This window comes from Neisseria cinerea (assembly GCF_900475315.1).
GTDB classification, from domain to species: domain Bacteria; phylum Pseudomonadota; class Gammaproteobacteria; order Burkholderiales; family Neisseriaceae; genus Neisseria; species Neisseria cinerea.
Window position 1 is genome coordinate 534,499 of record NZ_LS483369.1, and the last position, 25,176, is coordinate 559,674.

Here is a 25,176-nt window from a genome sequence, read left to right on the forward strand (position 1 = left end):
GCACCTTTTTTTATAAATATTATTCAAATATTTGATTTATATATTAATTTAATAAAATATCACATGACCTTGCATAGGGGCAAGGATGATTCGGGTTTTTTGTTTGGGTTCGTTTGTTTGTCTGTCAATCATGATTTGGGTAGGTATAGTGGATTAAATTTAAACCAGTACAGCGTTGCCTCGCCTTGCCGTACTATTTGTACTGTCTGCGGCTTCGTCGCCTTGTCCTGATTTAAATTTAATCCACTATATTTGGTTCAAACAATGCCGTCTGAAGGCTTTCGGCGTTCAGACGGCATTTCCGTGTCCGTTTTTACAGCAACACTTTCTCTACGCCGCCGTTGTTGGCTTTTTTCACGAACTCATCCAGCCAGTTTTCGCCGAGGATGTGTTTCGCCATTTCGATAACGATGTAGTCGGCAGGCATATTGTTGTCGTCGGCGTAGCGGCTCAAGCCTTGCAGGCAGGCTGGGCAGGTGGTGAGCATTTTCACAGGTTCGCCCTGCGGCAGCTCTTTGAGGTTTTTCTCGATTTCTTCCTGCTTGCGGAATTTGACTTGGGTGGCGATGTCGGGGCGTTTGACGGCAAACATGCCGGATTCGCCGCAGCAGCGGTCGCTTAAGACGACTTTCTGCCCCATGAGGCTGCTGGCCATTTGGGTGGCGTTCATGGTTTTGATGGGCGTGTGGCAGGGGTCGTGATAGAGGTATTGCTGACCTTTCACGCCGTTTAGTTTCACGCCTTTTTCAAGCAGGTATTCGTGGATGTCGATGATGCGGCAGCCGGGGAAGATTTCTTCGAAGCGGTATTTTTCGAGCTGGTCGTAGCAGGTGCCGCAACTGACGACGACGGTTTTAATATCGAGGTAGTTGAGGGTGTTCGCCATGCGGTGGAAGGCAACGCGGTTGTTGGTGCTCATTTCTTCGGCTTTAGCCTTATTGCCTCCAGCGTCTTGCGGATAGCCGCAACACATATAGCCGGGCGGCAGGACGGTTTGTACGCCGACGTGCCAGAGCATGGCTTGGACGGCGAGTCCGATTTGGCTGAACAAACGCTCGGAACCGCAGCCGGGGAAGTAGAACACGGCTTCGGCATCTTCGGGCGCGGCGGGGTTGCGGATGATGGGGATGCTTTTGTCGTCTTCTATGCCGAGCATGGAGCGCGGTGTTTTGGCAGGTACGCTTTTGGGCAAAGGACGGTTGATGAAGTGGATGATTTGTTCTTTGACCGGAGCGGTGCCGACGGTGGCTTTGGGTTCGGCTTTTTGCTTTTTGGTACCGACGGGCAGCAGTTTGCCAATTTTGTAAGCGAAGTTCTGCGCAGGGAAACCGGTTTGTATCATGGCGGCGCGCAGGGCTTTGATGGTTTTAGGGCCGGTGGCGTTTAGGAATGCCATGCCCATCGATGCGGCGGGTGCAAAGCGTTTATGACCGGAATCGGCAAGGTAGTTGCGGATGGCTACGGTTACGTCGCCGAAGTCGATGTTGACGGGGCAAGGCTTGACGCAGCGGTGGCACACGGTGCAGTGGTCGCCGATGTCCATGAGTTCTTCAAAGTGTTTGATGGAAACGCCGCGGCGGGTTTGTTCTTCGTATAAGAATGCTTCGGTCAACAGCCCCACGCCGAGGATTTTGTTGCGCGGACTGTACAGCAGGTTGGCGCGCGGAACGTGGGTGGAGCAAACAGGTTTGCATTTGCCACAGCGCAGACAGTCTTTGACGGAATCGGCAATGGTGCCGAGGTCTGATTTTTCCATAATCAGAGATTCCGCCCCCAAAAGCTCGAAAGACGGCGTGTAGGCGTTGCGCAGGTCCGAGCCTTTCATCAGTTTGTGACGATTGAAGGTATGTTTCGGATCGACTTGGTTTTTATAGTTCCAAAACGGTTGCAAATCTTCATCGGTCAAAAATTCGAGCTTGGTAATGCCGATGCCGTGTTCGCCGGAAATTACGCCGCCGAGCGAACGGGCGATTTTCATGATGCGTTCGACCGAACGATAGGCCGTCTGAAGCATTTCGGCATCGTCTGAGTTAACCGGAATATTGGTGTGAACGTTACCGTCGCCGGCGTGCATATGCAGGGCAACGAAGACGCGGCTGCGTACGGTTTTAGCGTGGATTTTGCCCAAGCCTTGGATAATTTTGGTATCGGTTTTGCCGCTGAAGATTTCAGAAAGCGGCTTCATTACGTCCGCTTTGACAGACACGCGCAGGCGGAAATCGCGGAAGGCAATAAAGCAACTTTCATTGTCTTTGGCTTCGGGAGCAGCGTGGACGGCTGCGCCGTAGCGAGCTTTATAGTCGGCAAGTGGCGCATCTAAGTTAGCAAGCAGCCATTCCCAACGCGCTTTGACAGCGGAAACGTGGGCTAGGGCGTGTTTGCCGCGTTCGCCCAACAGTTCGGCGGTTGGAAGGTCTGTTCCCATTTTGTCGATGGGGAGTTTGCCGGACAGATATTGCTCCAAGGCGGCACAGAGTTTGAGTTTGTTTTGGATGGAAAGCTCAATGTTGATGCGTTCGATGCCGTCTGAATACTCGCCGAGCCTTTCGAGTGGGATTACCACGTCTTCGTTGATTTTAAAGGCGTTGGTGTGTTTTGCGATGGCGGCGGTGCGGCTGCGGTCGAGCCAGAAGGTTTTGCGCGCTTCAGGCGATACGGCGATAAAGCCTTCGCCGTCGCGGGCGCGGGCGAGTTCGCAGATGTGTTCGGCGGCTGCCTCTACGGCGGCTTCGTCGTCTGAAACCACGTCCGCCAGCAAGACCATTTTCGGCCGCCCCTTACCTGCCGCTTTGGTGGCGTAGCCGACGGCGCGGACATAACGCCAGTCCAAATGCTCCAAACCCGCCAACCGCACGCTGTCGTGGGCAAGCAGGAAATCGCGGATTTCGACGATGGACGGCGTGGCGGTGGCGACCGTGCCGAAAAACTCCATGCACACGGTGCGCGTGTGTTTCGGCATTTTGTGCAACACAAAGGCGACGCTGGTGATGATGCCGTCCGTGCCTTCTTTCTGCACGCCGGGCAGGCCGCTCAAGAATTTGTCAGTAACGTCTTTGCCCAAACCGACTTTGCGGAATTTGTGACCGGGGATTTCCAAACGTTCGGTTTTAACGATATTGAGGCCGTCTGAATCCAGCGTGTGAACGTCGAATACGGCGGTTTCTTCGTCGTGGATTTTGCCGAAATTGTGGCGCACGCGCTCGATGCGCAGCCATTCGCCCTGCGGGTTGACCATTTGCCAGTAGGCGAGGTTGTCCAACGCCGTCCCCCACAGCACGGCTTTTTTGCCGCCCGCGTTCATCGCCACATTGCCGCCCACGCATGACGCGTCGGCAGAAGTCGGATCAACGGCAAACACCAAACCCGCCTGATGCGCAGTTTCTTCCACCCGCCGCGTGACCACGCCCGCACCGCAATGGATAATCGGATGCTTGCCGTCTAAGCCTGTCAGCTCGACAAATTCCACGCCGCGATGCTTGTCGAGTTTTTCGGTATTGATGACTGCGCTGTTTGCGTCCAAAGGTACTGCACCGCCGGTATAACCCGTGCCGCCGCCGCGTGGAATAATGACCAAATCCAGCTCGATTAAGGCACGCACCAAAGGCGCGATCTCTGCCTCGGTATCAGGATTGACGACGACAAATGGATACTCCACGCGCCAGTCGGTTGCATCGGTAACGTGCGTTACGCGAGCCAAGCCGTCAAACATAATATTGTGCGGCTTGGTGATTTTGCTCAAACGTTCCAAAATCTGCCGCCGCTTTTGGCGCGTTTCGTCAAAGCTGCCGTCAAAACGCTCGACTGCCTTTTCCGCCGCCACGACCAATACATCAACTTGCGGATTGTCGTCGCGGCGTTTGCGTATTTCGTTCAAACGGTGGCGCATTTCCCGCACCAGCGCAGCGCGGCGTTTCGGATGCTCCAGTAAATCATCGACCAGATACGGATTGCGCACGACCACCCAAATATCGCCCAACACTTCAAACAACATCCGCGCCGAACGTCCTGTTTTGCGTTGACCGCGCAGGTCTTGCAGGATTTGCCACGCTTCATCGCCCAACAGGCGGATGACGATTTCGCGGTCGGTATAAGAAGTATAGTTGTAGGGAATTTCCCGAATACGCTGCGGGGCGGTAGTCGTGGTCATGGCGTGTCCGTGTTTGGTTGTTTTTATTTGAGCGTGTCCGAACGGTCGGTTGCAGACAAATTTTGAAAGGCAATAATGTAGTTTAATTCTTAATATTTTTCAATGCCGAAACAGGAAATACCCTTATAGAAACAAAATGACGCTTTGAAAAATTGTTGACAATATTATCGGACATAAGTTTTAGACAGTGTTTCCGGCGTATGACCGTATCAAAACGGTTGAGTTTTTCACAAAACCCGTTATAATGCCGTTTCTCTGAGGCGGGTCTCTCCGCATGGTCAGTCGGAACAACGGGTCAGGGGCGGAAGCCAGCAGCCCACTCCGATACGCCAGTGCCGGAGGTTTGGCTCGCCACCCTATTTGAAACGCCGGAATCTGAAAATTCCGGCGTTTTCCTTTATGTCGCTGCAGCGTATACGATAACGCCCTTTCAGACGGCATTTTCTTTACTTTGCCATAACGTATAACTACAATGTGAAAACAATTCCAATGTGCATATGCACCTGCCGACAATTTTAAGGAAACTGCCATGAGCGCATCACAATTACTGTCAAGCCTGACCCAAATCACCGGCGAAAAATACATTATTACCGACCCCGCGAAAACCGAACAATACCGCCAAGGCTACCGTTTCGGCGAGGGCAGGGCGTTGGCGGTGGTTCGCCCCGGAACCATTCTGGAAATGTGGAAAATTTTGCAGGCCTGTGTTGAAGCGGACGTGATTGTGATTACGCAGGCGGCGAATACCGGTTTGACGGGCGGTTCGACCCCCGACGGCAACGATTACGACCGCGACATCGTGATTGTGAACACCATGCGGATGAACATCATTCAAACCATCAACAACAACGAACAAGTCGTCTGCCTGCCCGGTTCTACCCTGAACCAGCTCGAATTACTGCTGAAACCTTTGGGGCGCGAACCGCATTCGGTCATCGGCTCATCCTGCATCGGCGCGTCCGTCTTGGGCGGCGTGTGCAACAACTCCGGCGGCGCATTGGTGCAGCGCGGCCCTGCCTACACCGAAATGGCGCTGTTCGCCCAAATCAACGAAGAGGGCAAGCTGGAGCTGGTCAACCATTTGGGCATAGATTTGGGTAGTACGCCCGAAGAAATCCTGACCAATCTTCAAGGTCATCATTATCAAAACAAAGACATTACGCAAGATGCTGGCAAAGGACACGACCACGCCTATTGTGAACACGTCCGTCAAGTGGACGAGCCGACTGCCGCGCGTTTCAATGCCGACCCGGCGCGCCATTACGAAGCGTCCGGTTGCGCGGGCAAACTGATGGTTTTCGCCGTCCGTTTGGACACCTTCCCGCAAGAGAAGCAAACCGCCGTGTTCTACATCGGTACCAACGACATCAACGAACTGACCGACATCCGCCGCGCCGCCTTGGGCGAATTTGAAAGCCTGCCCGTTTCCGGCGAATACATCCATCGCCACGCTTTCGATATTGCCGACGTGTACGGTAAAGACACATTCTACGTCATCAAGAAATTCGGTACGCACCAACTGCCGAAATTATTTGATTTCAAAGCTAAAGTTGACCGATTCGGCAAAAAGGTCAGCTTCCTGCCCAAACATTTTTCCGATAAGGTTATGCAGTTCGTCAGCAAATACCTGCCCGACCACCTGCCCAAATCCATGCGCGATTACCGCGACAAATACGAACACCATCTGATTCTGAAAATGGGCGGAAAAGGCGTGGATGAGGCGCGCGCGTTCTTAAAAGAATATTTTGCCCACCACGGCGGCGCGTTTTTTGAATGTAACGCCGAAGAAACCCAAGCCGCGATGCTGCACCGTTTCGCCGTCGCTTCCGCCGCCATACGCTACCGTTCCGTACACGACGACGAAGTGGAGGACTTGGTTGCGCTCGACATCGCCCTGCGCCGCGACGACCGCGACTGGTTTGAAAAACTGCCGCCGGAAATCGACAATAAAATCATACACAAGCTCTACTACGGACATTTCATGTGCCACGTTTTCCATCAGGATTACATCATCAAAAAAGGCAACGACTGCATGGCATTGGAACACGAAATGCTGCATCTCTTAGACCAACGCGGCGCGCAATATCCCGCCGAACATAACGTCGGTCATTTATACGAAGCCAAGCCTGCGCTCAAACAGTTCTACCGTAAACTCGACCCGACCAACAGCTTCAACCCGGGCATCGGCAAAACCAGCAAGAAGAAAAACTGGGCGGAATAAGCGCATCCGGTTCGGACTCAAACCATGCCGTCTGAAGGCAAGACACCGTTCAGACGGCATTGTCAGGTTTGAAGCTCCCCGTCGGGCAATCGCTTTCAAGCCATATGCCGGCACACGGGTGCGCCCCTTTCGGCAGCCGTACCCCGGGATTTTGCCCGGGAGACGGGTTTGAAGCATTAAGGAATAAGATGAAACAATATAAAATCTACACACATCCCGCCCTGCCGTATGAAGCCGTCAAACAGGGCTGGTCATGGCTGGGTCTTTTGTTCGGCACGCTGTGGGCGTGTTTCAAGAGAATGTGGGGTTTGGGGCTGGGGCTGACGGGCGCGATGTTCGTGTTGGCAGTGTTTGCCCAACTGGTTTACGGCGACACGCCCGCCACAGACTCGGCGTTTAACGTATTGGGTTTGGCCGTTTCCGTATGGTTTGGGGCGAGAGGCAACAATCTTTACGCCCAACACCTTCTGTCGCGCGGTTACACCGAACTGCCCGAAACGGTTGAGGCAGCAAATCCCCAAGCCGCATTGGCGCAATATTTCGGGCGCGAAGGCCGATAAGCGCGTTTTCTTTTCCATCATGCCGTCTGAAAAATGTTCAGACGGCATTTCTTATAACTTTTCGTTTGCAGCACATAACCAATCAGTCTTTCCCATTTCATTCCGAAATGCGTACCATGCGTCCATCCCTTCAATAATATTGCAAACAAGGAAAGAAACATGGCACGTTTAACCGTACACACCCTCGAAACCGCTCCCGAAGCCGCCAAACCGCGCGTAGAGGCCGTACTTCAAAACAACGGCTTTATTCCCAACCTCATCGGCGTGTTGGCCAATGCCCCCGAAGCTTTGGCGTTTTACCAAGAGGTAGGCAAGCTCAACGCCGCCAACAGTCTGACTGCCGGCGAAGTCGAAGTCATCCAGATCATCGCCGCCCGTACCAACCAATGCGGTTTCTGCGTGGCAGGACACACCAAGCTGGCGACCCTGAAAAAACTCCTGTCCGAACAGTCCGTCAAAGCTTCTCGCGATTTGGATGCAGGCGCGTTTGACGATGCCAAACTCGGTGCGCTTGCCGCCTTTACCCAAGCTGTAATGGCAAAAAAAGGCGCAGTATCCGACGACGAACTCAAAGCATTTTTCGATGCGGGTTACAACCAGCAGCAGGCAGTCGAAGTCGTGATGGGCGTAGCCTTGGCAACTTTGTGCAACTACGTCAACAACCTCGGACAAACCGAAATCAACCCTGAATTGCAGGCCTATGCCTAAGCAAACAAAAACCGCCTGAATGCAGGCGGTTTTTTCAAAGCATCATCATCCCCCGACAAAATACAGGCTGCCGTACGGCCGAAAGGAGAAAAATCATGAAAACCCAAACCCTGCTTACCAATGTTGCCGAACTGGTCAAAACCAAGCTCAAACCCCTTGTTGACGACATCGACCGCAAAGGATACTACCCCGAAGCATTTATGCGTGAACTCGGCACTATCGGCGGTTATGCCTCGGTCGGCACACAGGAAGAAGGCGGTAACGGCTTGGGGCTTGCCGCACAAATCGCCGTATTGCGCGAAATCAGCAAAGAATGCGGCGCCACCTCGTTCAGCGCGTGGTGTCAGGCGGCTTGTGCGTGGTATCTGCATCAAGCACCCAACCAAGCCGTTAAAGACAAATACCTTGCCGATATCCTGCAAGGCAAAGTATTGGCGGGTACGGGCATGTCCAATACCGTCAAACACCTTGCCGGCATTGAAAAACACAACCTTCAAGCCGAGCGCGTGGAGGGCGGTTATACAGTCAACGGCGCGTTGCCGTGGGTGTCTAATATCGGCGAAGAACATATTTGGGCAAATACCGCCCAAATCGGCGGCGGCTACGTCATGTTTATCACCGGCGGACAATGGGAAGGCGTAAGCCTGCAAAACTGCCCCGAATTTTGCGCCCTCGAAGGCACGCGCACCTTCAGCCTGAATTTCAAAGACGTATTTATTCCCGACGAAGACATCATCGCCACACCCGAACAGTTTGCCGACTATATTCAAAGCATCAAAGCAGGCTTCATCTTGCTGCAAATCGGCATCGGTGCGGGCGTGATTGACGGCAGCCTCGGCATCATCCGCATAGCCGATGTCGTCAACGCCGAGGTCAACAGTTACCTCGACGACGGTTATGACAGCCTCAAAGCAAGGTTGGACGGCGCATGGGTAGAAACCGAAAGGCTTGCCGGTTTGGCATGGAACAACACGCCGGACACATTGGCGACCCTCAAGCTGCGCGAAGCCGCCGCCGTACTTGCCCTTGCAGCCTCGCAATCTGCCGCGCTGCATGCAGGCGCAAAAGGCTACCTTATGCGCAGTCCGGCACAACGGCGCGTCCGCGAAGCAATGTTTGTTGCCATCGTAACCCCCGCAATCAAACACCTCCGCAAAGAGATAGCGGCAATCGAAGCCGCAAAATAAACAGGCGGAAAATGCCGTCTGAAGCGCAAACCGCACCCAGGCAGGATAGATGCGGCCGTATGCTTCAGACGGCATCATAGAATCAAAACCATAACGACATGGTGCAAACTACAAGGAAATACAGATGGCGCAATATATGTGCGGCCCTTGCGGCTGGATTTATGATGAAGAATTTGGCGATCCGGAACACGGGCTTGCCCCGGGTACAAAGTTTGAAGACATCCCCGACGACTGGAAATGCCCCGAATGCGGGGTTGGTAAGGAAGATTTTTACCTGCTCGATTTTGTAATATAGTCCGGTCTTTTCCCGTTAAGTTTACGTACACGATATGAAAAAACCTTGCTTTTATCTGTAACGAAAATGCCGTCTGAAAAGGTTTTCAGACGGCATTGCTTTAAAACGGCAGGTCAGAAACGGTAGTTCAGGCCGAAGATAAACTCTCTGCCACGTTCGTAGAACGGTACGCGAGCCACACCGTCAGGGAAGCGCTGGCTGTGTGAACGGTATTTTTTGTTGCTGATATTGTTGACGGCAAAGTTGACGTTCATATTGTCTTTGCCCAAAGGCTGCCAGTTGGCGTAGAGGTCGTGTACGCCGTAGCCGTTTTTAACGGATTTAACCGTACCTTTTTTCCGTGCGGCATCGGTAAAGCTTGTGCTTTGGGCATAACGTCCGCGCCAGCCGATTTCCAATTTAGGCTGTTCAAACCGGTAGGACAGGCCGGTCAACCATTGACGACCGGTATTCCAGAAGGTAAACGAGCTTTCGTGGTCGTCTGCCAGTATCGGGCTTTCGCCGTAGTACATTTCGCCTTTCAAACGCGGTTTGACGTAGGATACCCCTAAACGTGCGGTCAGACCGCCGTTTCGATAGGATGCATCGATTTCGTAGCCGTTGGTAGTCAGTTTGCCGCCGTTGAAGATGCGTCCGCGCTCGTTAATGACAGCCTTTTTGTTGTCAATTTTTGCCCATTGGTAAACCACCAAGTCTTTAATGTTTTGATGGAATACGCTTCCGCTCAGGTTAAAGCCGTTTTGCTGCCATTTGAAGCCGATTTCGGCACGTCGGGCGGTTTCTGCTTTCAAATCTTTATCGACATCGACCGCATTGCCCGCGCGTTCGTTGGCAAGCAGGGCTTCATTCAGGCGGGGGGAACGGCTTGCCTGATTCAAGTTACCCAAGAGGGAGAAGTTGTCGTTGACATCCCAAATGATACCCACACTCGGATTAAGTTGACCGTCGGCAGCGTTTTGACCGTTGGCTGCGGTGTATTTGAAATGATCGTAACGCAAGCCGGTAGTCAGGGTTACGGGATGCAGATTCCAAATGCCTTCGGTATAGATGCCATAATCGGTTTTTTTCTCGTCATTGACATCGTTGAGTTTTAGGATTTTCAGCCAAGGGCTTTTGTCTGAAGATTTGGCACTTTCATGACGGTAATTGAAACCGTATTTGACGAGATGACCGTCGCCCAAGGTGCTGGCAAGGTTAAGATTGGCACCTTTTGCTTTGATTTTGCTCAATTCGAGTTCGTTGCTTTTTTGTGTGCCGTCCGGCGCGCCTTTAGGCGGTTTGTAGTCGTCGGTATGGATTTGGAAGAGGTTGGCATCGATTTTGTCTAAGAATCCGACGTGACGGCCTTTATATTCCAAATTATATGACTGTTCTTTTTGGGCAGTACCCGCAAAGCCTTTATAAGCAGCATCAGTTTGGAATTCGGCTTTGTCCGTGCGGTTGCCTTTTTGATATTCTTGGCGGTAGCTCAGGCGGATGCCGTGATCTTCGTTGAAGTCATAACCCAGTTTGCCCAAATAGCTGTGTTGTTCCAGTTTGCTGCCCTGATTGATTTTGCCCGCACCGTCTTTGTAGTCGCGGTTGTTCAGGAAGTTGCCGGCAAACAATGCATCAAAACCGTCTTGGTAGGCATAGACGGCGGCATTGCTGCCGGTACCTTTGTTGGAGCTGACTGTCGAACCCAATTTGAAGCCGAATGGTTTTCCGTCAACCAATAAGTCTTTGGCGTCAACAGTGGTTACGCGGATGGTGCCGCCTACTGAACCGATACCTGAACTTGCCGCACCGGTACCTTTTTCTACGTTAATGCTTTTAATTAATGCCGGATCGAGTTGGAAGCGGCTTTGGTGGTGGAAAATTTTAGTAGATTGGCTGGTTCCGTCCACATCCAAATTGATTTTGTCTTCTCCTACGCCGCGAATACTGTAAAACTGTGCCACGCCGTTGCCGCCGCCGACATCCATACCAATCTGGTCTTTCATGACCTGTTTCAAATCGGTTGCAGTTTCACGGTCGAGTTGGTTGCGGTGGGTACGGGTACTGACGGCGGTACCGCTGACTTTAATTTCCGACAGCTCGGCCGTATGGTTGTGACCGAAATTTCCGTCCGCATGGGAAAACCCGGCAGACAGGGAAAGTGCCATCAGGCTGTATCGGAATACAGGTAAGTTGTTGCCTTTCATTTTTCATCCTTAGGTTAGTTAGTGAGGATATTTTAATTATTTTAAAAATGATTATCAAAACTTGAATTTTATATGTATTATATGTTTTTCTAATTATTAAACAAGATATTGTTTTATTAAAAATTACTTATATTTTCACAATGTTGTTTTCTTACAACGTTGAAAACGATGCGATACGTTTTTGATGATTTGAAGACGGGAAGCTGTTTCCAAATTTGATTGTGAGAAGTGGGGTGGATGGATGAGGGATAAAATAAATGCCGTCTGAATCTTCAGACGGCATTGGGATATGATTTTCAGTTCCCGGTTTCTGGTTCGGTTACACTGGAAATTACAGAGGCGTCGGAGAGGTCGGATTCGGACTCGTCTTCGGCAACACGTTCCAGCGATACTAAAGTTTCACCTTCGTCCAAATTGATCAGTTTCACACCTGCAGCGGCGCGGCCGGTTTCGCGGATTTGTTCGACTTTGGTACGGATGAGGACACCGCCGCTGGTAATCAGCATCAGATCGTCGGTTTCGCTAACCAAAGTCGCAGCAACCAAATCGCCGTTGCGTTCGCCAGTATTGATGGCGATATTGCCTTGTCCGCCTTTATTTTTACGGTTGTAATCGGCAATCGGGGTGCGTTTGCCGTAGCCGTTGGCAGTGGCCGTCAATACTTGTAAATCGCTTTGCTCGGCTTCGGGGGAGAAAGTAATCAGGCTGACGATTTTGCCGTCGGCCGGCAGGCGCATACCACGCAGACCGCCGCTGCCGCGACCGGACGGACGCACGCCGTGTTTGCCGCTTGGCAGGGCGTTTTCATTGTCGGCAGTTTCGTCTTCGAGGTCGTCTGAAATTTCAGTTTCGATGTCGGCATCTTCCGCTTCGTCGTTGCCGGATTTTTCCCAGTATTCATTGAAGCGGATGGCTTTGCCCAAGTTGGAGAACAGCATGATGTCGTCCGAGCCGCCGGTTTGCGCGGCGCCGACGAGGTAATCGCCTTCTTTGAGCGCGATGGCTTTGATACCTTGGCTGCGGACGTTTTTAAAGGCGGAAAGCTGAACTTTTTTCACCATGCCTTGTGCGGTGGCGAAGAAGACGTATTGATCTTCGGGGAATTCACGCACGGCGAGGATAGCGCTGACTTTTTCGCCTTCTTCCAACTGGATGACGTTGTTAATCGGACGGCCGCGGCTGTTGCGGCCGCCTTCGGGCAGTTTGTAAACCTTAATCCAGTGGCACTTGCCGAGGTTGGTGAAACACATCAAATAGTCATGTGTGTTCGCAACGAACAGGGTTTCGATAAAGTCTTCGTCTTTGGTGGCCGCCGCCTGTTTGCCGCGCCCGCCGCGACGCTGAGCCTGATAGTCGGTAGTCGGCTGGGTTTTGATATAGCCGCCGTGGGTCAGGGTCACGACCATTTCGCGTTGCGGAATCAGGTCTTCATCGGCAATGTCGCCGCCGAACGGGTTAATTTCGCTGCGGCGTTCGTCGCCATAGTTGGTTTTGATTTCTTCCAGTTCGTCACGGATGATTTGGGTAATGCGTTCGGGCTTGGAGAGGATGTCCACAAAGTCGATGATTTTACCCATCAGGTTTTTGTAGCTTTCGACAATTTCTTCCTGATCGAGGCCGGTCAGGTTTCGCAGGCTCATGCGTAAAATAGCATCTGCCTGAATCTCACTCAGGTAATAACCTTGTTCTTTCAGACCGATGTTTGCAGCCAATCCTTCCGGACGCATCATTTCCAAATCCAGACCGGAACGCGTCAGCATTTCTTCAACGAGGCTGCTGCGCCAAGGACGCGCAAGCAGTTTTTCTTTAGCCTCGGCTGCGTTGGGAGATTCTTTGATGAGCCTGATGATTTCATCGATATTGGACAGTGCGACGGCTTTGCCTTCGGCAATATGCCCTTCGTGGCGTGCCTTCTTCAGCCGGAAAAGCGTACGTCGGGTAACGACTTCGCGGCGGTGGCGCAGGAATTCGGAGAGAATCTGTTTCAGGTTCAACAGGCGCGGTTGTCCGTCGACCAAAACTACCATATTGATGCCGAAACTGTCTTGCAGCGGAGTCAGTTTGTAGAGTTGGTTTAAGACGACTTCGGCATTTTCGTTGCGTTTCAGCTCGATAACGACACGCATGCCGGATTTGTCGGATTCGTCGCGGAGCTCGGAAATGCCTTCCAGCGTTTTTTCTCGGACCAGCTCACCGATTTTCTCAACCAGTTTGGCTTTGTTGACCTGATAGGGGATTTCGTCGATAACGATGGCTTCGCGTTCCCCATTTTTGCCGATAGGTTCGGTATGGGTCCTGGCGCGGATGACGACGCGGCCGCGGCCTGTTTTATAGCCTTCGCGCACCCCGCTCAAGCCGTATATGGTTGCCCCAGTCGGGAAGTCGGGGGCTTGGATAATGTCGATTAGTTCGTCGATTTCGGTTTCGGGAGCATCGAGCAGGCGCAGGCAGGCATTGATGGTATCGGAAAGGTTGTGCGGAGGGATATTGGTCGCCATGCCGACGGCGATGCCGGACGAGCCGTTGACGAGCAGTGTGGGGAAACGGGTCGGCAGTACAAGTGGTTCGTGTTCGCTACCGTCGTAGTTCGGGCCGAAATTAACGGTTTCTTCCTCAATGTCTGCCAGCATTTCATGTGAGATTTTCGCCATGCGGATTTCGGTATAGCGCATGGCTGCGGCGGCAAGTCCGTCTATGGAGCCGAAGTTGCCTTGACCGTCGACCAAGACGTAACGCATGGCGAAGTCTTGTGCCATACGGACGATGGTGTCATATACGGCAGTATCGCCGTGGGGGTGGTATTTACCGATGACGTCGCCGACAATACGCGCCGATTTTTTGTAGGCGGAATTCCAGTTGTTTTTCAGTTCGTGCATGGCATACAGCACGCGGCGGTGTACCGGTTTGAGACCGTCGCGAACGTCCGGCAGCGCGCGCCCGACAATGACGCTCATGGCGTAGTCGAGATAGCTTTTGCGCATTTCGTCTTCAAGGCTTACCGGCAGGGTTTCGAGGGCGAATTTGTGGTCGTTGCGGATGGTTGCGTCGGTCATGGTTTTAATATTTCGTGCTGGCAAAAATAGTGGCTTATTTTAGCATATTTCAACGTAAAACTGTGTTTCGGGTTGCAGGTATGCCGTCTGAAAGATGGGGGTGCGCCTTCACAAATTTGTTTTGGAGGTATTTTGGATGGACTATCGCCCCGCCAGTTCTTGATTTACCTGGTTATGGCCCGTCTGTGTTTGGAGGGAAGGAAGATAGACTGCGGCAGTCAGTACGAATTTGCTGAAATGGTATGGGCGGACTATGCGGGCCGGCGTGACAGGGTGTCGGACGATGTCAGTCTGAGGAAGTGGTTGGAGGAGGATCCCGTAAAGCCCCAGTATATTTTCTTCTGGAACCGCTTTCTTGAGGAACGCTCTAAAATTACGAAGGTTTTGCTTCGGGTATTGGGCGAGCATGGGCGGAGATTCAGTATTGTTTCCCGCAACAAATGTTATTTTTTGGATGTTCCCCCACGGCTTTTGTCTGTTGTGGACAGGTAGCCGGTATGTTCAGACGGCATGGCGTATGAAGCGGGTATGCCGTCTGAAACGCGGTGCGGATTATAATGCGGAGGAGATTTCGTTGCGGAGTTTGTCGAGAAACCTGCCTTGGCGGACTTGTTGTGCGGCGGTGTCGTAGTCTTGGCACGCGAATGACTGTTTCAGGTCGCAGAACAGTTTTTCTTGTTCGGCACGGATTTCGTCATTCAGATTTTCCAGGGTTTTCAGGTCGCTTTCTGCCCGTGCCTCCATCAGCGTTTCGCGCCATTCCATTTGCTGCATGAGGAAGTCGGGAGCGAAAGAGGTGTGTTCCGGCGCGTCGGCGTCTATCCCCAATGTCTTCAGCAGATATGCGGCGCGGTCGATGGGATTTCTCAAGGTACGGTAGGCATCGTTGATGGTGGAAGACATCATTACTGCCTGTTTCTGCTCGAAAGCGGAAGCTGAAGCGAATTTATCGGGATGGAAACGGGCAGCCAAGGCACGGTAGGTTTGCTCCAAGTTTTCGGCGTCGATATCGAAAGCGGGTTCAAGCTGGAAGAGTGTGAAATATTGAGACATGGCGGGATAATGAATGTGAAATGTTCGGCAGAAACCTGATTTTGCCTTATAATCCGCTGCTTCTTAAGCAAAAGGACTGAATATGAGCGGTAAAGTGCAGCACAATAAAGGTAAAATACGCGACAATGCTTTAAAAGCCTTAGTGAAATCCGATTTGTTCCGACACAAGGTGGAACGGAAAAGAAAAGGCAAAGGCAGCTACAACAGGCAGGAAGCGAAAAAATGGCGGGACGGTTTTGATACGGTCCCGCCATTTTTATGTCTTAAACGTGGAAGCTCTCGCCGCAGCCGCAGGAGTCTTTGACATTCGGGTTTTCAAATTTGAAACCTTCTTGCAAACCTTCTTTGGTGTAATCGACTTGCGTACCGTCTAAATAAACCAAGCTTTTCGGATCGATATAAATGCGCGCGCCGTGTTCTTCGAAAATCAGGTCGTCCTCGTTCGCTTCATCGACAAATTCAAGGTTGTATGCCATACCCGAGCAGCCGCTGGTTTTCACACCTAAGCGTACGCCCAAGCCTTTGCCGCGTTTGGTCAGGTAATTGTTGATGTATTTGGCTGCATTTTCTGTGATGGTAATCATGCTTCTTTCCTCATTTCGCAATTATTTTCTGTTTTGCCCATGTTATCGCGGCAGAAACGGCGGCTTTTGCCTGCGGACTGTTTTTCTAACGGGTTGAGCCGGTTAATTGTGCACCCTGTTCCAAAACATCGTCCAAATCTGCTGCCGCCAGTGTGGCAATATCATCCAAGCCCATTTGCTGCAAACGCTGCAATACGGTTTTGCCTATGCCTTTGACAGCAAGCAGGGATTGGGCTTCTTCATCGCTAAAAGGCATTTTAGCCTCCTTTGATTTTGAAGGGACAAGCGCGCTTATATGGTAGTTGGTACCTATCAAGTCGATTTAGGTATTAAGGTCCGCAAACTAAGTATCTGGAAAACAGGGTTATTTGTTTTCCTGACGTTTACGGTAGTCGGCAACGGCCGCTTTTACCGCGTCTTCCGCCAAAATGGAGCAGTGGATTTTTACCGGCGGCAATTCCAACTCTTCGGCGATTTCGCTGTTTTTGATTGCCAGCGCATCATCCAAGCTTTTGCCTTTGACCCACTCTGTAATCAGGCTGGACGAAGCGATTGCAGAACCGCAGCCGTAGGTTTTGAATTTGGCGTCTTCGATGATGCCTTCGTCGTTGACTTTGATTTGCAGGCGCATCACGTCGCCGCAAGCAGGCGCGCCGACCATGCCAGTGCCGACGGACTCGTCGTTTTTGTCGAAAGTGCCGACGTTACGTGGGTTTTCGTAGTGGTCGATTACTTTATCGCTGTATGCCATGATGTGGTTTCCTTAATGTTTTTGATGATTTAAGTGGTTTGTTTGCCTGTTTTCAGATGGCCTGAGTTAGATTTTGCACGCACCACCTTCGCAGCCGTCGTCATTTTCTGAATCGACGCCACCCTCTACGGTAACGCCGTCGAAATCGTCCAGCAGGTTGTCGAGGTTATCTAAATCGAAATCTTGATCTTTCATATTTTTCTCTTGATTGGATTAGAACGGTCTGTTTTCCTAGATGCCGTCTGAAATTTCAGACGGCATTGCAGGGTAGCAGGTTAATGCGCCGCCCATTCAATCGAGTTCAAATCAATCCCGTCTTTGAACATTTCCCACAGCGGTGACAGTTCGCGCAGTTTGCCAATTTTGGATTTAATCAGTTCTGCTGCGAATTGGACTTCTTCTTCGGTGGTCATGCGGCCAAAGGTGATACGTAGGGATGAGTGCGCCAATTCGTCGTTACGGCCGAGTGCGCGTAAAACGTAGCTTGGCTCAAGGCTTGCGGAAGTACAGGCGGAGCCGCTGGATACGGCGAGTTCTTTCACCGCCATAATCAGGCTTTCGCCTTCGACGAAGTTGAAGCTGACGTTCAGGTTGTTCGGAGCACGGTGTTCGAGGTCGCCGTTGATATAGACTTCTTCGATGCCTTCGATGCCTTTGAGGAAGATATCGCGCAGTTTCAGGTAGTGCGCAGTGTCTTGTGCCAATTCTTCTTTGGCAATGCGGAAGGCTTCGCCCATGCCGACGATTTGATGGGTCGGCAAGGTGCCGGAACGGAAACCGCGTTCGTGGCCGCCGCCGTGCATTTGGGCTTCGAGGCGGACGCGGGGTTTGCGGCGGACGTACAGTGCGCCGATGCCTTTAGGACCGTACACTTTATGACCGGACATGGACAGCAGGTCGATTTTGGCGGCTTCTACGTCAACAGGCACTTTGCCGCAGGCTTGGGCGGCATCGACGTGGAAGATGATTTTGCGTTCGCGGCAGATTTCGCCGATAGCGGGAATGTCTTGCACCACGCCGATTTCGTTGTTTACCCACATGACGGAAACAAGGATGGTGTCTTCGCGGATAGCGGCTTTCAGTACGTCTAAATCAACCAAACCGTTTTCTTGTACGTCCAGATAAGTTACTTCGTAACCTTGGCGTTCGAGTTCGCGCATAGTATCGAGCACGGCTTTGTGCTCGGTTTTTACAGTAATGAGGTGATTACCTTTAGATTTGTAGAAGTGCGCCGCGCCTTTGATGGCGAGGTTGTTAGACTCGGTTGCGCCGCTAGTGAAAACAATTTCTTTAGAGTCGGCATTAATCAGGGCGGCAATATCTGCACGTGCTTTTTCTACGGCTTCTTCCGCTGTCCAACCGAATGCGTGGCTGTTGGAAGCGGGGTTGCCGAAGGTTTCGGTCAGATAGGGAATCATTTTTTCGGCAACGCGTTTGTCAACGGGGGTGGTGGCGGCGTAGTCGAGATAAACGGGGGTTTTGACGGTCATGGTTTGCTCTTTCTTTTTCTGTAATGTACTTAATGGATATGTGTAAATTGGATGACGTGGCTGCCGTCATCGCTGTTTTTCTGTTCGATGATGCTTTGCAGGGTAACGCTACTGAGGTAATCGTTGATGGTTTTGTTCAGGTTTTCCCAAAGGTCGTGCGTCAGGCAGGGAGCACCGTGGTGGCAGTTGGCTTTGCTGCTGCATTGGGTGGCGTCCAGTTTGTCTTCGGCGGCGGAAATGATTTGGGCGATGTTGATTTGTGCGGGAGGGGCGGCGAGGATGTAACCGCCGCCGGGTCCGCGCAGGCTTTCAACCAGTCCGGCACGCCGCAGTTTGCTGAATAATTGTTCGAGATAGGAAAGCGAAATGCTTTGGCGTTCGCTGATGGCGCTGAGTTTGATGGCGCCAGTTTGCGCGTTCATCGCCAAATCAATCATGGCGGTGACGGCAAAACGCCCTTTTGTGGTCAGTCTCATGGTAGTTGCCTGTGCCAGCGTTCTTATAGTTGGTGGCTTGATTGTCTAATATCTGAGTGATTCGGTCAAGTATATTCAAGAATCTTCCGATTGTTTGTTTAAATGACTGTGCGAACTGATTTTTATCCGTCTAAAGATTTCTCTTTTTTATCTGGAACTTGAATCAGAGGCCGTCTGAAAATTGCTATCGCCCCACTTTGGGTAGGGTTAAAACCATTTGCTTTATAATTGATATTGATATAGATTATCTAATTCATACTAAATCATTATGGTATTGCAAAAGTCTGCCTTAAACCAACCTGCCTGTTTAGGCGGCTCAATCCATAAGCAACCCCTTAACAGAGGCAATCAATAATGAAACGCGATTTGAGCAAAATGACCTGTATCGAAGACCTGCGCCTTGTCGCCAAGCGCAAGATGCCGCGCATGTTTTACGATTACATCGATTCAGGTTCTTGGACGGAAACTACCTACCGCGAAAACACTTCGGATTTCAAAGATATCCGTTTCCGACAAAAGGTATTGGTCAATATGGAAGGCCGTAGTTTAGAGACCAAAATGATCGGTCAGGATGTGAAAATGCCGGTGGCGATTGCGCCGACGGGTTTTACCGGCATGGCGCATGCCGACGGTGAAATCTTGGCGGCGCGTGCGGCGGAGAAGTTCGGTATTCCGTTTACGCTGTCGACCATGTCTATCTGCTCGATTGAAGATGTTGCCGAGAACACCAGCGCGCCGTTTTGGTTTCAGCTTTATGTGATGCGCGACCGCGAGTTTATGGAAAACCTGATTAAACGTGCGAAAGATGCTAAATGTTCGGCGTTGGTTTTGACCGCCGATTTGCAGGTTTTGGGTCAACGCCACAAAGACATCAAAAACGGCCTGTCCGCACCGCCGAAACCGACCATCGCCAATTTAATCAATCTGGCGACCAAGCCTGAATGGTGCATGAAAATGCTGAACACGGAACGCCGCACGTTCCGCAACATCGTCGGACACGCTAAAAACGTCGGCGATTTGTCTTCGCTGTCTTCTTGGACGTCCGAACAATTCGACCCGCGCCTGAGCTGGGACGACGTTGCCCGCATTAAAGATTTGTGGGGCGGCAAGCTGATTATCAAAGGCATTATGGAACCTGAAGATGCGGAAAAAGCAGCGAAAAGCGGAGCGGACGCATTGGTCGTTTCCAATCACGGCGGCCGCCAGCTTGACGATACCGTATCGGCCATCAAGGCCTTGCCCGACATCGTCAGCGCAGTGGGCAGTGACATCGAGGTTTGGATGGACAGCGGTATTCGCAGCGGTCAGGACATCCTCAAAGCATGGGCTTTGGGCGCGAAAGGTACGATGATAGGCCGGGCGTTTCTGTATGGTTTGGGTGCGTATGGTGAAGAAGGCGTTACCCGTGCGCTGGAAATCCTGTATAAAGAAATGGATATATCTATGGCGTTTACGGGACACCGCGATATTCAAGATGTCGATGCCTCGATTTTAAGGGGTAAAGATTGGGGTAGGGAAACGGTTTAGATACTGAAAAATATGATGCCGTCTGAACACAGGGTTCGGACGGCATCATATTTTTAATTCCCACTCAGGCTGAGGATACCGCAGTATTCATCAGCCGCAACGTTTTCAGACGGCATATTTCCTTTTGATATTCTGCCAAACCGACAAATTCTCCGGTTTCAGTGTAAACGCGTACCGGCGTGTCGGAAGGTAGGTCTTCCTCGAAACGCGGACGTTGTCCGCAGCGGAGCATATGGACGGCATAATTGTTTAAAACGGTTTGGGGAAAGTGTGAAACCAATACGTCGCAGGGTAGCAGCAAGCTGTCGCGTTCTGTTTCGTTCAAATTTGCCAAGGCCTCAAGCGTGTGGCTTTGGGCGATGGTAAAGCCGGCGGTTTCGGTGCGGCGCAGGGCGGTCAGGTGGGCGAACGTGCCGATGTGTTTGGCGATGTCTTCGCTGAGGGTGCGGATATAGGTGCCTTTGCTGCAACGCACGCTTATCACGGCTTTGGGCGCGTCAAACTCGGTAATATCAATGGCGTAAATGGTGATGTCGCGCGGTTTACGTTCGATGACGATGCCTTTGCGCGCGTATTCGTACAGCGGTTTGCCTTCGTGCTTGAGTGCGGAAAACATCGGCGGGACTTGGCGGATGTTGCCTGTCAGGGCTTGGCATGCCGTCTGAAATTCGGCTAAGGAAATATCGGTGCGGGCGGCAGCGATGATTTCGCCTTCGGCATCGCCCGTGCTGCTGGCTTCGCCGAGTTTCAGCGTGGCGGTGTAGGCTTTGTCGGCATCAATCAGATATTGGGCGAACTTGGTCGCTTCGCCGAAGCAGATGGGCAAAAGTCCGGTTGCCAAAGGGTCGAGTACACCGGTATGCCCTGCTTTTTCGGCATGAAATAAACGCCGCGCTTTTTGCAGCGCGGTGTTGCTGGAAAGGCCGGGGGGTTTGTCCAAGAGCAAAACACCGTTGACGGCACGTTTTTGGGGTTTGCCTGTATTCATGGTTCGATGTTCGGACGGCATGGGCATATCCGTCAGTCTTCGACGGGTTTTTCCGCCGCCACTTGATCGATAAGGGCAGACAGGTTCATACCGCGCTCCAAAGATTCGTCGTATTTGAAATGGAGTTCGGGGATTTTGAACAGTTTGATGCGTTTGGCCAATTCGCTGCGGAGGTGTCCACGTGCGTGTTCCAGCACTTCTTCCGTAATTTCGCGCGCGTCTTGGTTTAACACCGTATAGAACACGGTGGCATGGCTGTAATCTCGGGTGACTTCGACTTCGTTGATGGTGATGAAGCCGGCGCGGGGGTCTTTCAGTCCGGTACGGACGAGTTCGGCAAGCTCGCGCATGATTTGTTCTTTGACACGGTCTTGGCGGGCATAGCCGCGTTGGGGTTTTCTCATGGATGTCCTTAGGTTTGACTTCAGACGGCATGATTGCCGTGTGAAAAATTCAATTTGATTGTATTATAACAAATTGAGTTTTTTTCTGTGCGATAACAGAATATACTTGACAACCCGATTACGGCGCATGCCGTTTCCGTAACGAATTATTGTAAAGAAAACTTATGTCCAACGAAAACCGTACCTGTTCCTTTTGCGGAAAATCCAAACAACACGTCAAACATTTGATTGAGGGCGAAAACGCCTATATCTGCGACGAATGCGTCTCAAACTGTATTGAAATATTGTATGAAGACGGAAATGACGGCACACCTTCGGAAAGTGTCGGACAGACATCGGAAGAGCCCGGCAAGCTGCCCACACCCGCCGAAATCGTCGCCAACCTTAACGACCACGTTATCGGTCAGGAACAAGCCAAGAAAGCCTTGGCGGTGTCGGTGTACAATCATTACAAACGCCTGCGCCATCCTAAAGCTGGCGGTAATGTTGAATTGTCGAAATCCAACATCCTGCTTATCGGCCCGACCGGATCGGGTAAAACCCTGCTGGCGCAATCTTTGGCGCGCAAACTGGACGTACCGTTCGTGATGGCGGATGCCACAACTTTGACTGAAGCAGGTTATGTTGGTGAAGACGTCGAGCAAATCATTACCAAGCTTTTGGGCAAATGTGATTTCGATGTCGAAAAAGCCCAGCGCGGCATTGTCTATATCGACGAAATCGATAAAATTTCACGCAAAAGTGACAACCCGTCGATTACCCGCGACGTATCCGGCGAAGGTGTGCAACAAGCCTTGCTGAAACTGATTGAAGGTACGGTGGCCAGCGTTCCGCCCCAAGGCGGCCGCAAGCATCCGAATCAGGAATTTATCAACGTCGATACCACCAACATCCTGTTTATCTGCGGCGGGGCGTTTGCAGGCTTGGAAAAAGTGATTCGCCAGCGCACAGAGAAAGGCGGTATCGGTTTCGGTGCGTCCGTTCACAGCAAGGACGAAAATGCCGACATTACCAAGCTGTTCGGTATTGTCGAACCGGAAGATTTGATTAAATTCGGCCTGATTCCGGAATTAATCGGACGTTTGCCCGTGATTGCAACACTAGAAGAACTGGATGAGGACGCGCTGATTAATATTTTGACCGAGCCGAAAAATGCTTTGGTCAAGCAGTACCAAGCTTTGTTCGGCATGGAAAACGTCGAGTTGGAATTTGAAGAAAACGCTTTGCGCAGCATCGCCCGTCAGGCAATGGAACGTAAAACCGGCGCACGCGGTCTGAGGTCGATCGTTGAACGCTGCCTGTTGGATACCATGTACCGCCTGCCTGATTTGAAAGGTTTGAAAAAAGTGGTTGTCGGCGAGGCGGTTATTGAGGAAGGTAAAGAGCCGGAATTGATATTCGAATCCTAATTTCGGGCGGGTATTAAAACCGTTTTTACCACACGGGAATAAGTATAAAAAGCGGTTTGCTCTTTGATGCCGTCTGAAGGTTTCCTACCTTCAGACGGCATTTTGTTACAGATGATTGGGCGCAGGGACAAATCCATCGGTATCTTCAGGCAGTTTGTAGGATTTTTGCCTCCGGCAATGAAAACGGGGAGGGCAAGGTATCACGGTCTTCCGCTAAAATGAGCATATTGTGTTTCAGTATGATACAGGGCTTTCAAACGGAATATTCGGACGCGGGCTGAGGTTTCATTCCGACCGGCGTATTGTTTGAGTAAGGCAAGGTCGGGTTATCGGTGAAATCGGTGGTTTGTTTGAGGGTGGTAGCGGTTCAATAAAATAAATTATATTTAAATCAATGAATTAATTATTTTTTTGTAATGTTTTAGGTGGCGTTGTTGAAAGAGGGGAGAACTTTGTTTACAATGTGGAAATATCAAATTTCCAGATATCTAAGATTTATCATGCAAATTCAAGCGTTTTCATCTGTCTGCTTTTATTGGTGCCACACAAACGTGCGGTACTTTTTTGCGCTTGCTTGAAACACTTAGTATATTTACGCAAAACAGGCCGCTCGGAACAGGGCGGCTTTTTTGTTACCTCTCAAAGGCAGGTCGCCCGATTCGGACTACAGACGACAGAATCAGGAATATGACCATGAATGCAATGCCTCAAACCGCCGAACAAAGTGAAATCCTTCATACTCTCAGCATTATTGTCGATGATGCGCAAGATTTTTCCCCTGCGTTTCTTGATGCAGGTCAGTGTGGGACGCTTATTAGCGAATCGATGATTCCGCAAGTCCGTACCGTTGCAACTATGATTGCTGCCGAACGGCATGATTTCAGCAGTACCAGCCCTGCCGAATTTACCGATGCCGCCGATTTTTTTGCCGCACGGATTTTGGTTTTAGGCGTACGCTGCTTTCATTTGGATGTATCTCTGTCCCAGGTTTTGAAAACTGCAAATAACCGTGCCCGCCGTTTTGCTGAAAAACACCATCTGTTTTTTATTCCAGCACAAGCCGAATTAAGCCTGAATAAGTGTAAAAACAGTCATCTGCTGACTGTCGAAACCGAAATTAAGGCAGAAAACAAGGGCAGCCTTGTTGCAAATAGTATTGAGTTTGCTCGCAGGTTGAAACTACTGCCTCTGTAACGGCTTTATATAAATAAATTTTCCTGTCTGCATACTTGATAAATATGTCGGCAACGATACAATAAAACCGAATTCACAAATAAACAGGACATACATGAACAAACTGACCGCATCCGCACTTATCGCGATATTGACACTGACGGCCTGCAAAGACGATATGCAGGCGCAACTCGAACAGCAGCAGAAACAGATTGAGGCTCTGCAACAGCAACTTGAGCAACAGGTAGACGATACGGTCTACCAATTGGCACCGGATGCAGTGAAAGAAACCATCCCCGCCGATGCATTGGCAAACGGAAACAACGGGCAGCCTGTAACTGGAAAGGACGGGCAGCAGTATATCTATGATCAATCGACAGGAAGCTGGCTGCTGCAAAGCTTGGTCGGTGCGGCGGCGGGCGCGTTTATCGGGAATGCATTGTCAAGTAAATTTATGCAGGCAGGCAATCAAAACAGCCCTGTTGCCCGGCGCGCACGTGCAGCCTACCATCAATCTGCACGCCCCAATGCACGCACCAGCAGGGATTTGAACACGCGCAGCCTACGGGCAAAACAACAGGCGGCGCAACCGCAGCGTTACCGTCCGACAACACGCCCGCCCGCCAATTACCGTCGTCCGGCCATGCGCGGTTTCGGTAGGAGGAGGTAAATCCGTTGCCTCAATGCCGTCTGAAGGGTTTCAGACGGCATTTTTGTATTGTCTTCGCCGTCTGCCGGTAATCGTATGTTTAATCTGTCGGGTAAGAACAGTTGCCGAATAGCGCACTTACCGTGGCATGACACAAAGCGAAGCTGCCACAAAAGCAAGTATCAGCCAAGCCGCGTTAAGCCAAATCGAAAAACAAGGCTCACGCCCTCAAACATAAATGCACGAATAATTCGCCAAAATATACGGTTGCCATTCCGACCAATTGGCCGGCTAGTAAAATGCCGTCTGAAACGGAAA

The 25,176-nt window shown here is 51.2% G+C and carries 22 protein-coding genes, 1 other RNA gene and 2 pseudogenes; 12 read left to right on the forward strand and 13 right to left on the reverse strand.

Annotation, left to right across the window (positions count from 1 at the left end; all coding sequences use genetic code 11):
- Nucleotides 1-140: 140 nt before the first annotated feature.
- Together DQM57_RS09770 and DQM57_RS02925 are read right to left on the reverse strand one after the other, a co-directional pair.
- Nucleotides 141-257: pseudogene (locus tag DQM57_RS09770) on the reverse strand (IS5/IS1182 family transposase); the annotation flags it as partial.
- A gap of 56 nt (nucleotides 258-313) precedes the next feature.
- Nucleotides 314-4,147: a DUF3683 domain-containing protein gene (locus DQM57_RS02925; RefSeq protein ID WP_111726767.1), complete on the reverse strand. Its 3,834-nt coding sequence runs from the start codon at nucleotides 4,145-4,147 to the stop codon at nucleotides 314-316.
- Nucleotides 4,148-4,406: 259 nt separating this feature from the next.
- On the opposite strand from DQM57_RS02925, the gene ffs reads away from it, so the two are divergent.
- The 6 genes from ffs (at nucleotide 4,407) to DQM57_RS02955 (ending at nucleotide 9,118) form a co-directional block, all read left to right on the forward strand.
- Nucleotides 4,407-4,503: signal recognition particle sRNA small type (ffs, locus tag DQM57_RS02930), an RNA gene on the forward strand.
- Nucleotides 4,504-4,676: 173 nt separating this feature from the next.
- The gene (gene dld, locus DQM57_RS02935; RefSeq protein WP_107996991.1) at nucleotides 4,677-6,368 is read left to right on the forward strand and encodes a D-lactate dehydrogenase; all 1,692 of its coding nucleotides are present in this window, start codon (nucleotides 4,677-4,679) and stop codon (nucleotides 6,366-6,368) included.
- A 188-nt stretch (nucleotides 6,369-6,556) separates the two neighbouring features.
- Nucleotides 6,557-6,928 carry a DUF2628 domain-containing protein gene (locus DQM57_RS02940; protein ID WP_111726769.1) on the forward strand — a complete coding sequence of 124 codons (372 nt, stop codon included), beginning with the start codon at nucleotides 6,557-6,559 and terminating at the stop codon, nucleotides 6,926-6,928.
- Between the two features lie 159 nt (nucleotides 6,929-7,087).
- Nucleotides 7,088-7,636, forward strand: a complete 549-nt coding sequence (locus DQM57_RS02945) for a carboxymuconolactone decarboxylase family protein (protein WP_003674530.1) — start codon at nucleotides 7,088-7,090, stop codon at nucleotides 7,634-7,636.
- Between the two features lie 95 nt (nucleotides 7,637-7,731).
- Nucleotides 7,732-8,823, forward strand: coding sequence for an acyl-CoA dehydrogenase family protein (locus DQM57_RS02950; protein ID WP_107996993.1), 1,092 nt, complete (start codon nucleotides 7,732-7,734; stop codon nucleotides 8,821-8,823).
- A 124-nt stretch (nucleotides 8,824-8,947) separates the two neighbouring features.
- Nucleotides 8,948-9,118, forward strand: a complete 171-nt coding sequence (locus DQM57_RS02955) for a rubredoxin (RefSeq protein ID WP_003674535.1) — start codon at nucleotides 8,948-8,950, stop codon at nucleotides 9,116-9,118.
- A 113-nt stretch (nucleotides 9,119-9,231) separates the two neighbouring features.
- On the opposite strand, the gene DQM57_RS02960 is transcribed toward DQM57_RS02955, so the two are convergent.
- From DQM57_RS02960 to hscB, 3 genes are all read right to left on the reverse strand, one after another.
- Nucleotides 9,232-11,301 (reverse strand): TonB-dependent receptor, encoded by a 2,070-nt coding sequence (locus DQM57_RS02960; protein ID WP_111726771.1) that lies wholly within the window; start codon nucleotides 11,299-11,301, stop codon nucleotides 9,232-9,234.
- Nucleotides 11,302-11,597: 296 nt separating this feature from the next.
- Nucleotides 11,598-14,354 (reverse strand): DNA gyrase subunit A, encoded by a 2,757-nt coding sequence (gyrA, locus tag DQM57_RS02965; protein ID WP_111726773.1) that lies wholly within the window; start codon nucleotides 14,352-14,354, stop codon nucleotides 11,598-11,600.
- 552 nt (nucleotides 14,355-14,906) lie between these two features.
- Nucleotides 14,907-15,407 (reverse strand): Fe-S protein assembly co-chaperone HscB, encoded by a 501-nt coding sequence (hscB, locus tag DQM57_RS02975; protein ID WP_111726777.1) that lies wholly within the window; start codon nucleotides 15,405-15,407, stop codon nucleotides 14,907-14,909.
- A gap of 82 nt (nucleotides 15,408-15,489) precedes the next feature.
- Between hscB and DQM57_RS02980 the strand changes: the two genes are divergently transcribed.
- Entirely contained in the window at nucleotides 15,490-15,711 is a 222-nt protein-coding gene (locus tag DQM57_RS02980; RefSeq protein ID WP_108043922.1) for an alternative ribosome-rescue factor A, read from the forward strand.
- Here DQM57_RS02980 and iscA read toward each other — a convergent pair.
- The 6 genes and pseudogenes from iscA to iscR all read right to left on the reverse strand — a co-directional run bounded on the left by iscA (nucleotide 15,671) and on the right by iscR (nucleotide 18,708).
- Nucleotides 15,671-15,991, reverse strand: coding sequence for an iron-sulfur cluster assembly protein IscA (gene iscA / locus DQM57_RS02985; protein WP_003680782.1), 321 nt, complete (start codon nucleotides 15,989-15,991; stop codon nucleotides 15,671-15,673). The genes DQM57_RS02980 and iscA overlap by 41 nt on opposite strands.
- Nucleotides 15,992-16,001: 10 nt before the next feature.
- A pseudogene (locus DQM57_RS02990) lies at nucleotides 16,002-16,247 on the reverse strand (recombinase RecA).
- A gap of 108 nt (nucleotides 16,248-16,355) precedes the next feature.
- A complete protein-coding gene (gene iscU, locus DQM57_RS02995) occupies nucleotides 16,356-16,742 on the reverse strand; it encodes a Fe-S cluster assembly scaffold IscU (protein WP_003674559.1) in 387 nt (128 codons plus the stop codon).
- Between the two features lie 66 nt (nucleotides 16,743-16,808).
- Nucleotides 16,809-16,937: a hypothetical protein gene (locus DQM57_RS09955; protein ID WP_003674561.1), complete on the reverse strand. Its 129-nt coding sequence runs from the start codon at nucleotides 16,935-16,937 to the stop codon at nucleotides 16,809-16,811.
- Between the two features lie 80 nt (nucleotides 16,938-17,017).
- Nucleotides 17,018-18,232 (reverse strand): IscS subfamily cysteine desulfurase, encoded by a 1,215-nt coding sequence (locus DQM57_RS03000; RefSeq protein ID WP_111726779.1) that lies wholly within the window; start codon nucleotides 18,230-18,232, stop codon nucleotides 17,018-17,020.
- Nucleotides 18,233-18,261: 29 nt separating this feature from the next.
- Nucleotides 18,262-18,708 carry a Fe-S cluster assembly transcriptional regulator IscR gene (gene iscR, locus DQM57_RS03005; RefSeq protein ID WP_107859140.1) on the reverse strand — a complete coding sequence of 149 codons (447 nt, stop codon included), beginning with the start codon at nucleotides 18,706-18,708 and terminating at the stop codon, nucleotides 18,262-18,264.
- Between the two features lie 354 nt (nucleotides 18,709-19,062).
- Here iscR and DQM57_RS03015 point away from each other — a divergent pair, with 354 nt between their 5' ends.
- Nucleotides 19,063-20,235 carry an alpha-hydroxy acid oxidase gene (locus DQM57_RS03015; RefSeq protein ID WP_107997001.1) on the forward strand — a complete coding sequence of 391 codons (1,173 nt, stop codon included), beginning with the start codon at nucleotides 19,063-19,065 and terminating at the stop codon, nucleotides 20,233-20,235.
- A 64-nt stretch (nucleotides 20,236-20,299) separates the two neighbouring features.
- Here the strand turns inward: DQM57_RS03015 and truB are convergent, their stop codons facing one another.
- Both truB and rbfA read right to left on the reverse strand, forming a co-directional pair.
- A complete protein-coding gene (truB, locus tag DQM57_RS03020) occupies nucleotides 20,300-21,223 on the reverse strand; it encodes a tRNA pseudouridine(55) synthase TruB (protein WP_111727624.1) in 924 nt (307 codons plus the stop codon).
- 32 nt (nucleotides 21,224-21,255) lie between these two features.
- Complete coding sequence (gene rbfA / locus DQM57_RS03025; RefSeq protein ID WP_002241698.1) at nucleotides 21,256-21,627, reverse strand: 30S ribosome-binding factor RbfA; 372 nt, start codon at nucleotides 21,625-21,627, stop codon at nucleotides 21,256-21,258.
- 164 nt (nucleotides 21,628-21,791) lie between these two features.
- Between rbfA and clpX the strand changes: the two genes are divergently transcribed.
- The 4 genes from clpX to DQM57_RS09870 all read left to right on the forward strand — a co-directional run bounded on the left by clpX (nucleotide 21,792) and on the right by DQM57_RS09870 (nucleotide 25,096).
- Complete coding sequence (gene clpX, locus DQM57_RS03030; RefSeq protein WP_107997003.1) at nucleotides 21,792-23,036, forward strand: ATP-dependent Clp protease ATP-binding subunit ClpX; 1,245 nt, start codon at nucleotides 21,792-21,794, stop codon at nucleotides 23,034-23,036.
- A gap of 693 nt (nucleotides 23,037-23,729) precedes the next feature.
- Nucleotides 23,730-24,230 (forward strand): hypothetical protein, encoded by a 501-nt coding sequence (locus tag DQM57_RS03035; protein ID WP_108044007.1) that lies wholly within the window; start codon nucleotides 23,730-23,732, stop codon nucleotides 24,228-24,230.
- A 94-nt stretch (nucleotides 24,231-24,324) separates the two neighbouring features.
- On the forward strand, nucleotides 24,325-24,879 hold the full coding sequence (locus tag DQM57_RS03040; RefSeq protein ID WP_108043918.1) for a hypothetical protein: 555 nt from the start codon (nucleotides 24,325-24,327) through the stop codon (nucleotides 24,877-24,879).
- Nucleotides 24,880-25,006: 127 nt separating this feature from the next.
- Nucleotides 25,007-25,096, forward strand: a complete 90-nt coding sequence (locus DQM57_RS09870; protein WP_108043917.1) for a helix-turn-helix domain-containing protein — start codon at nucleotides 25,007-25,009, stop codon at nucleotides 25,094-25,096.
- The last annotated feature ends 80 nt before the right edge of the window (nucleotides 25,097-25,176 follow it).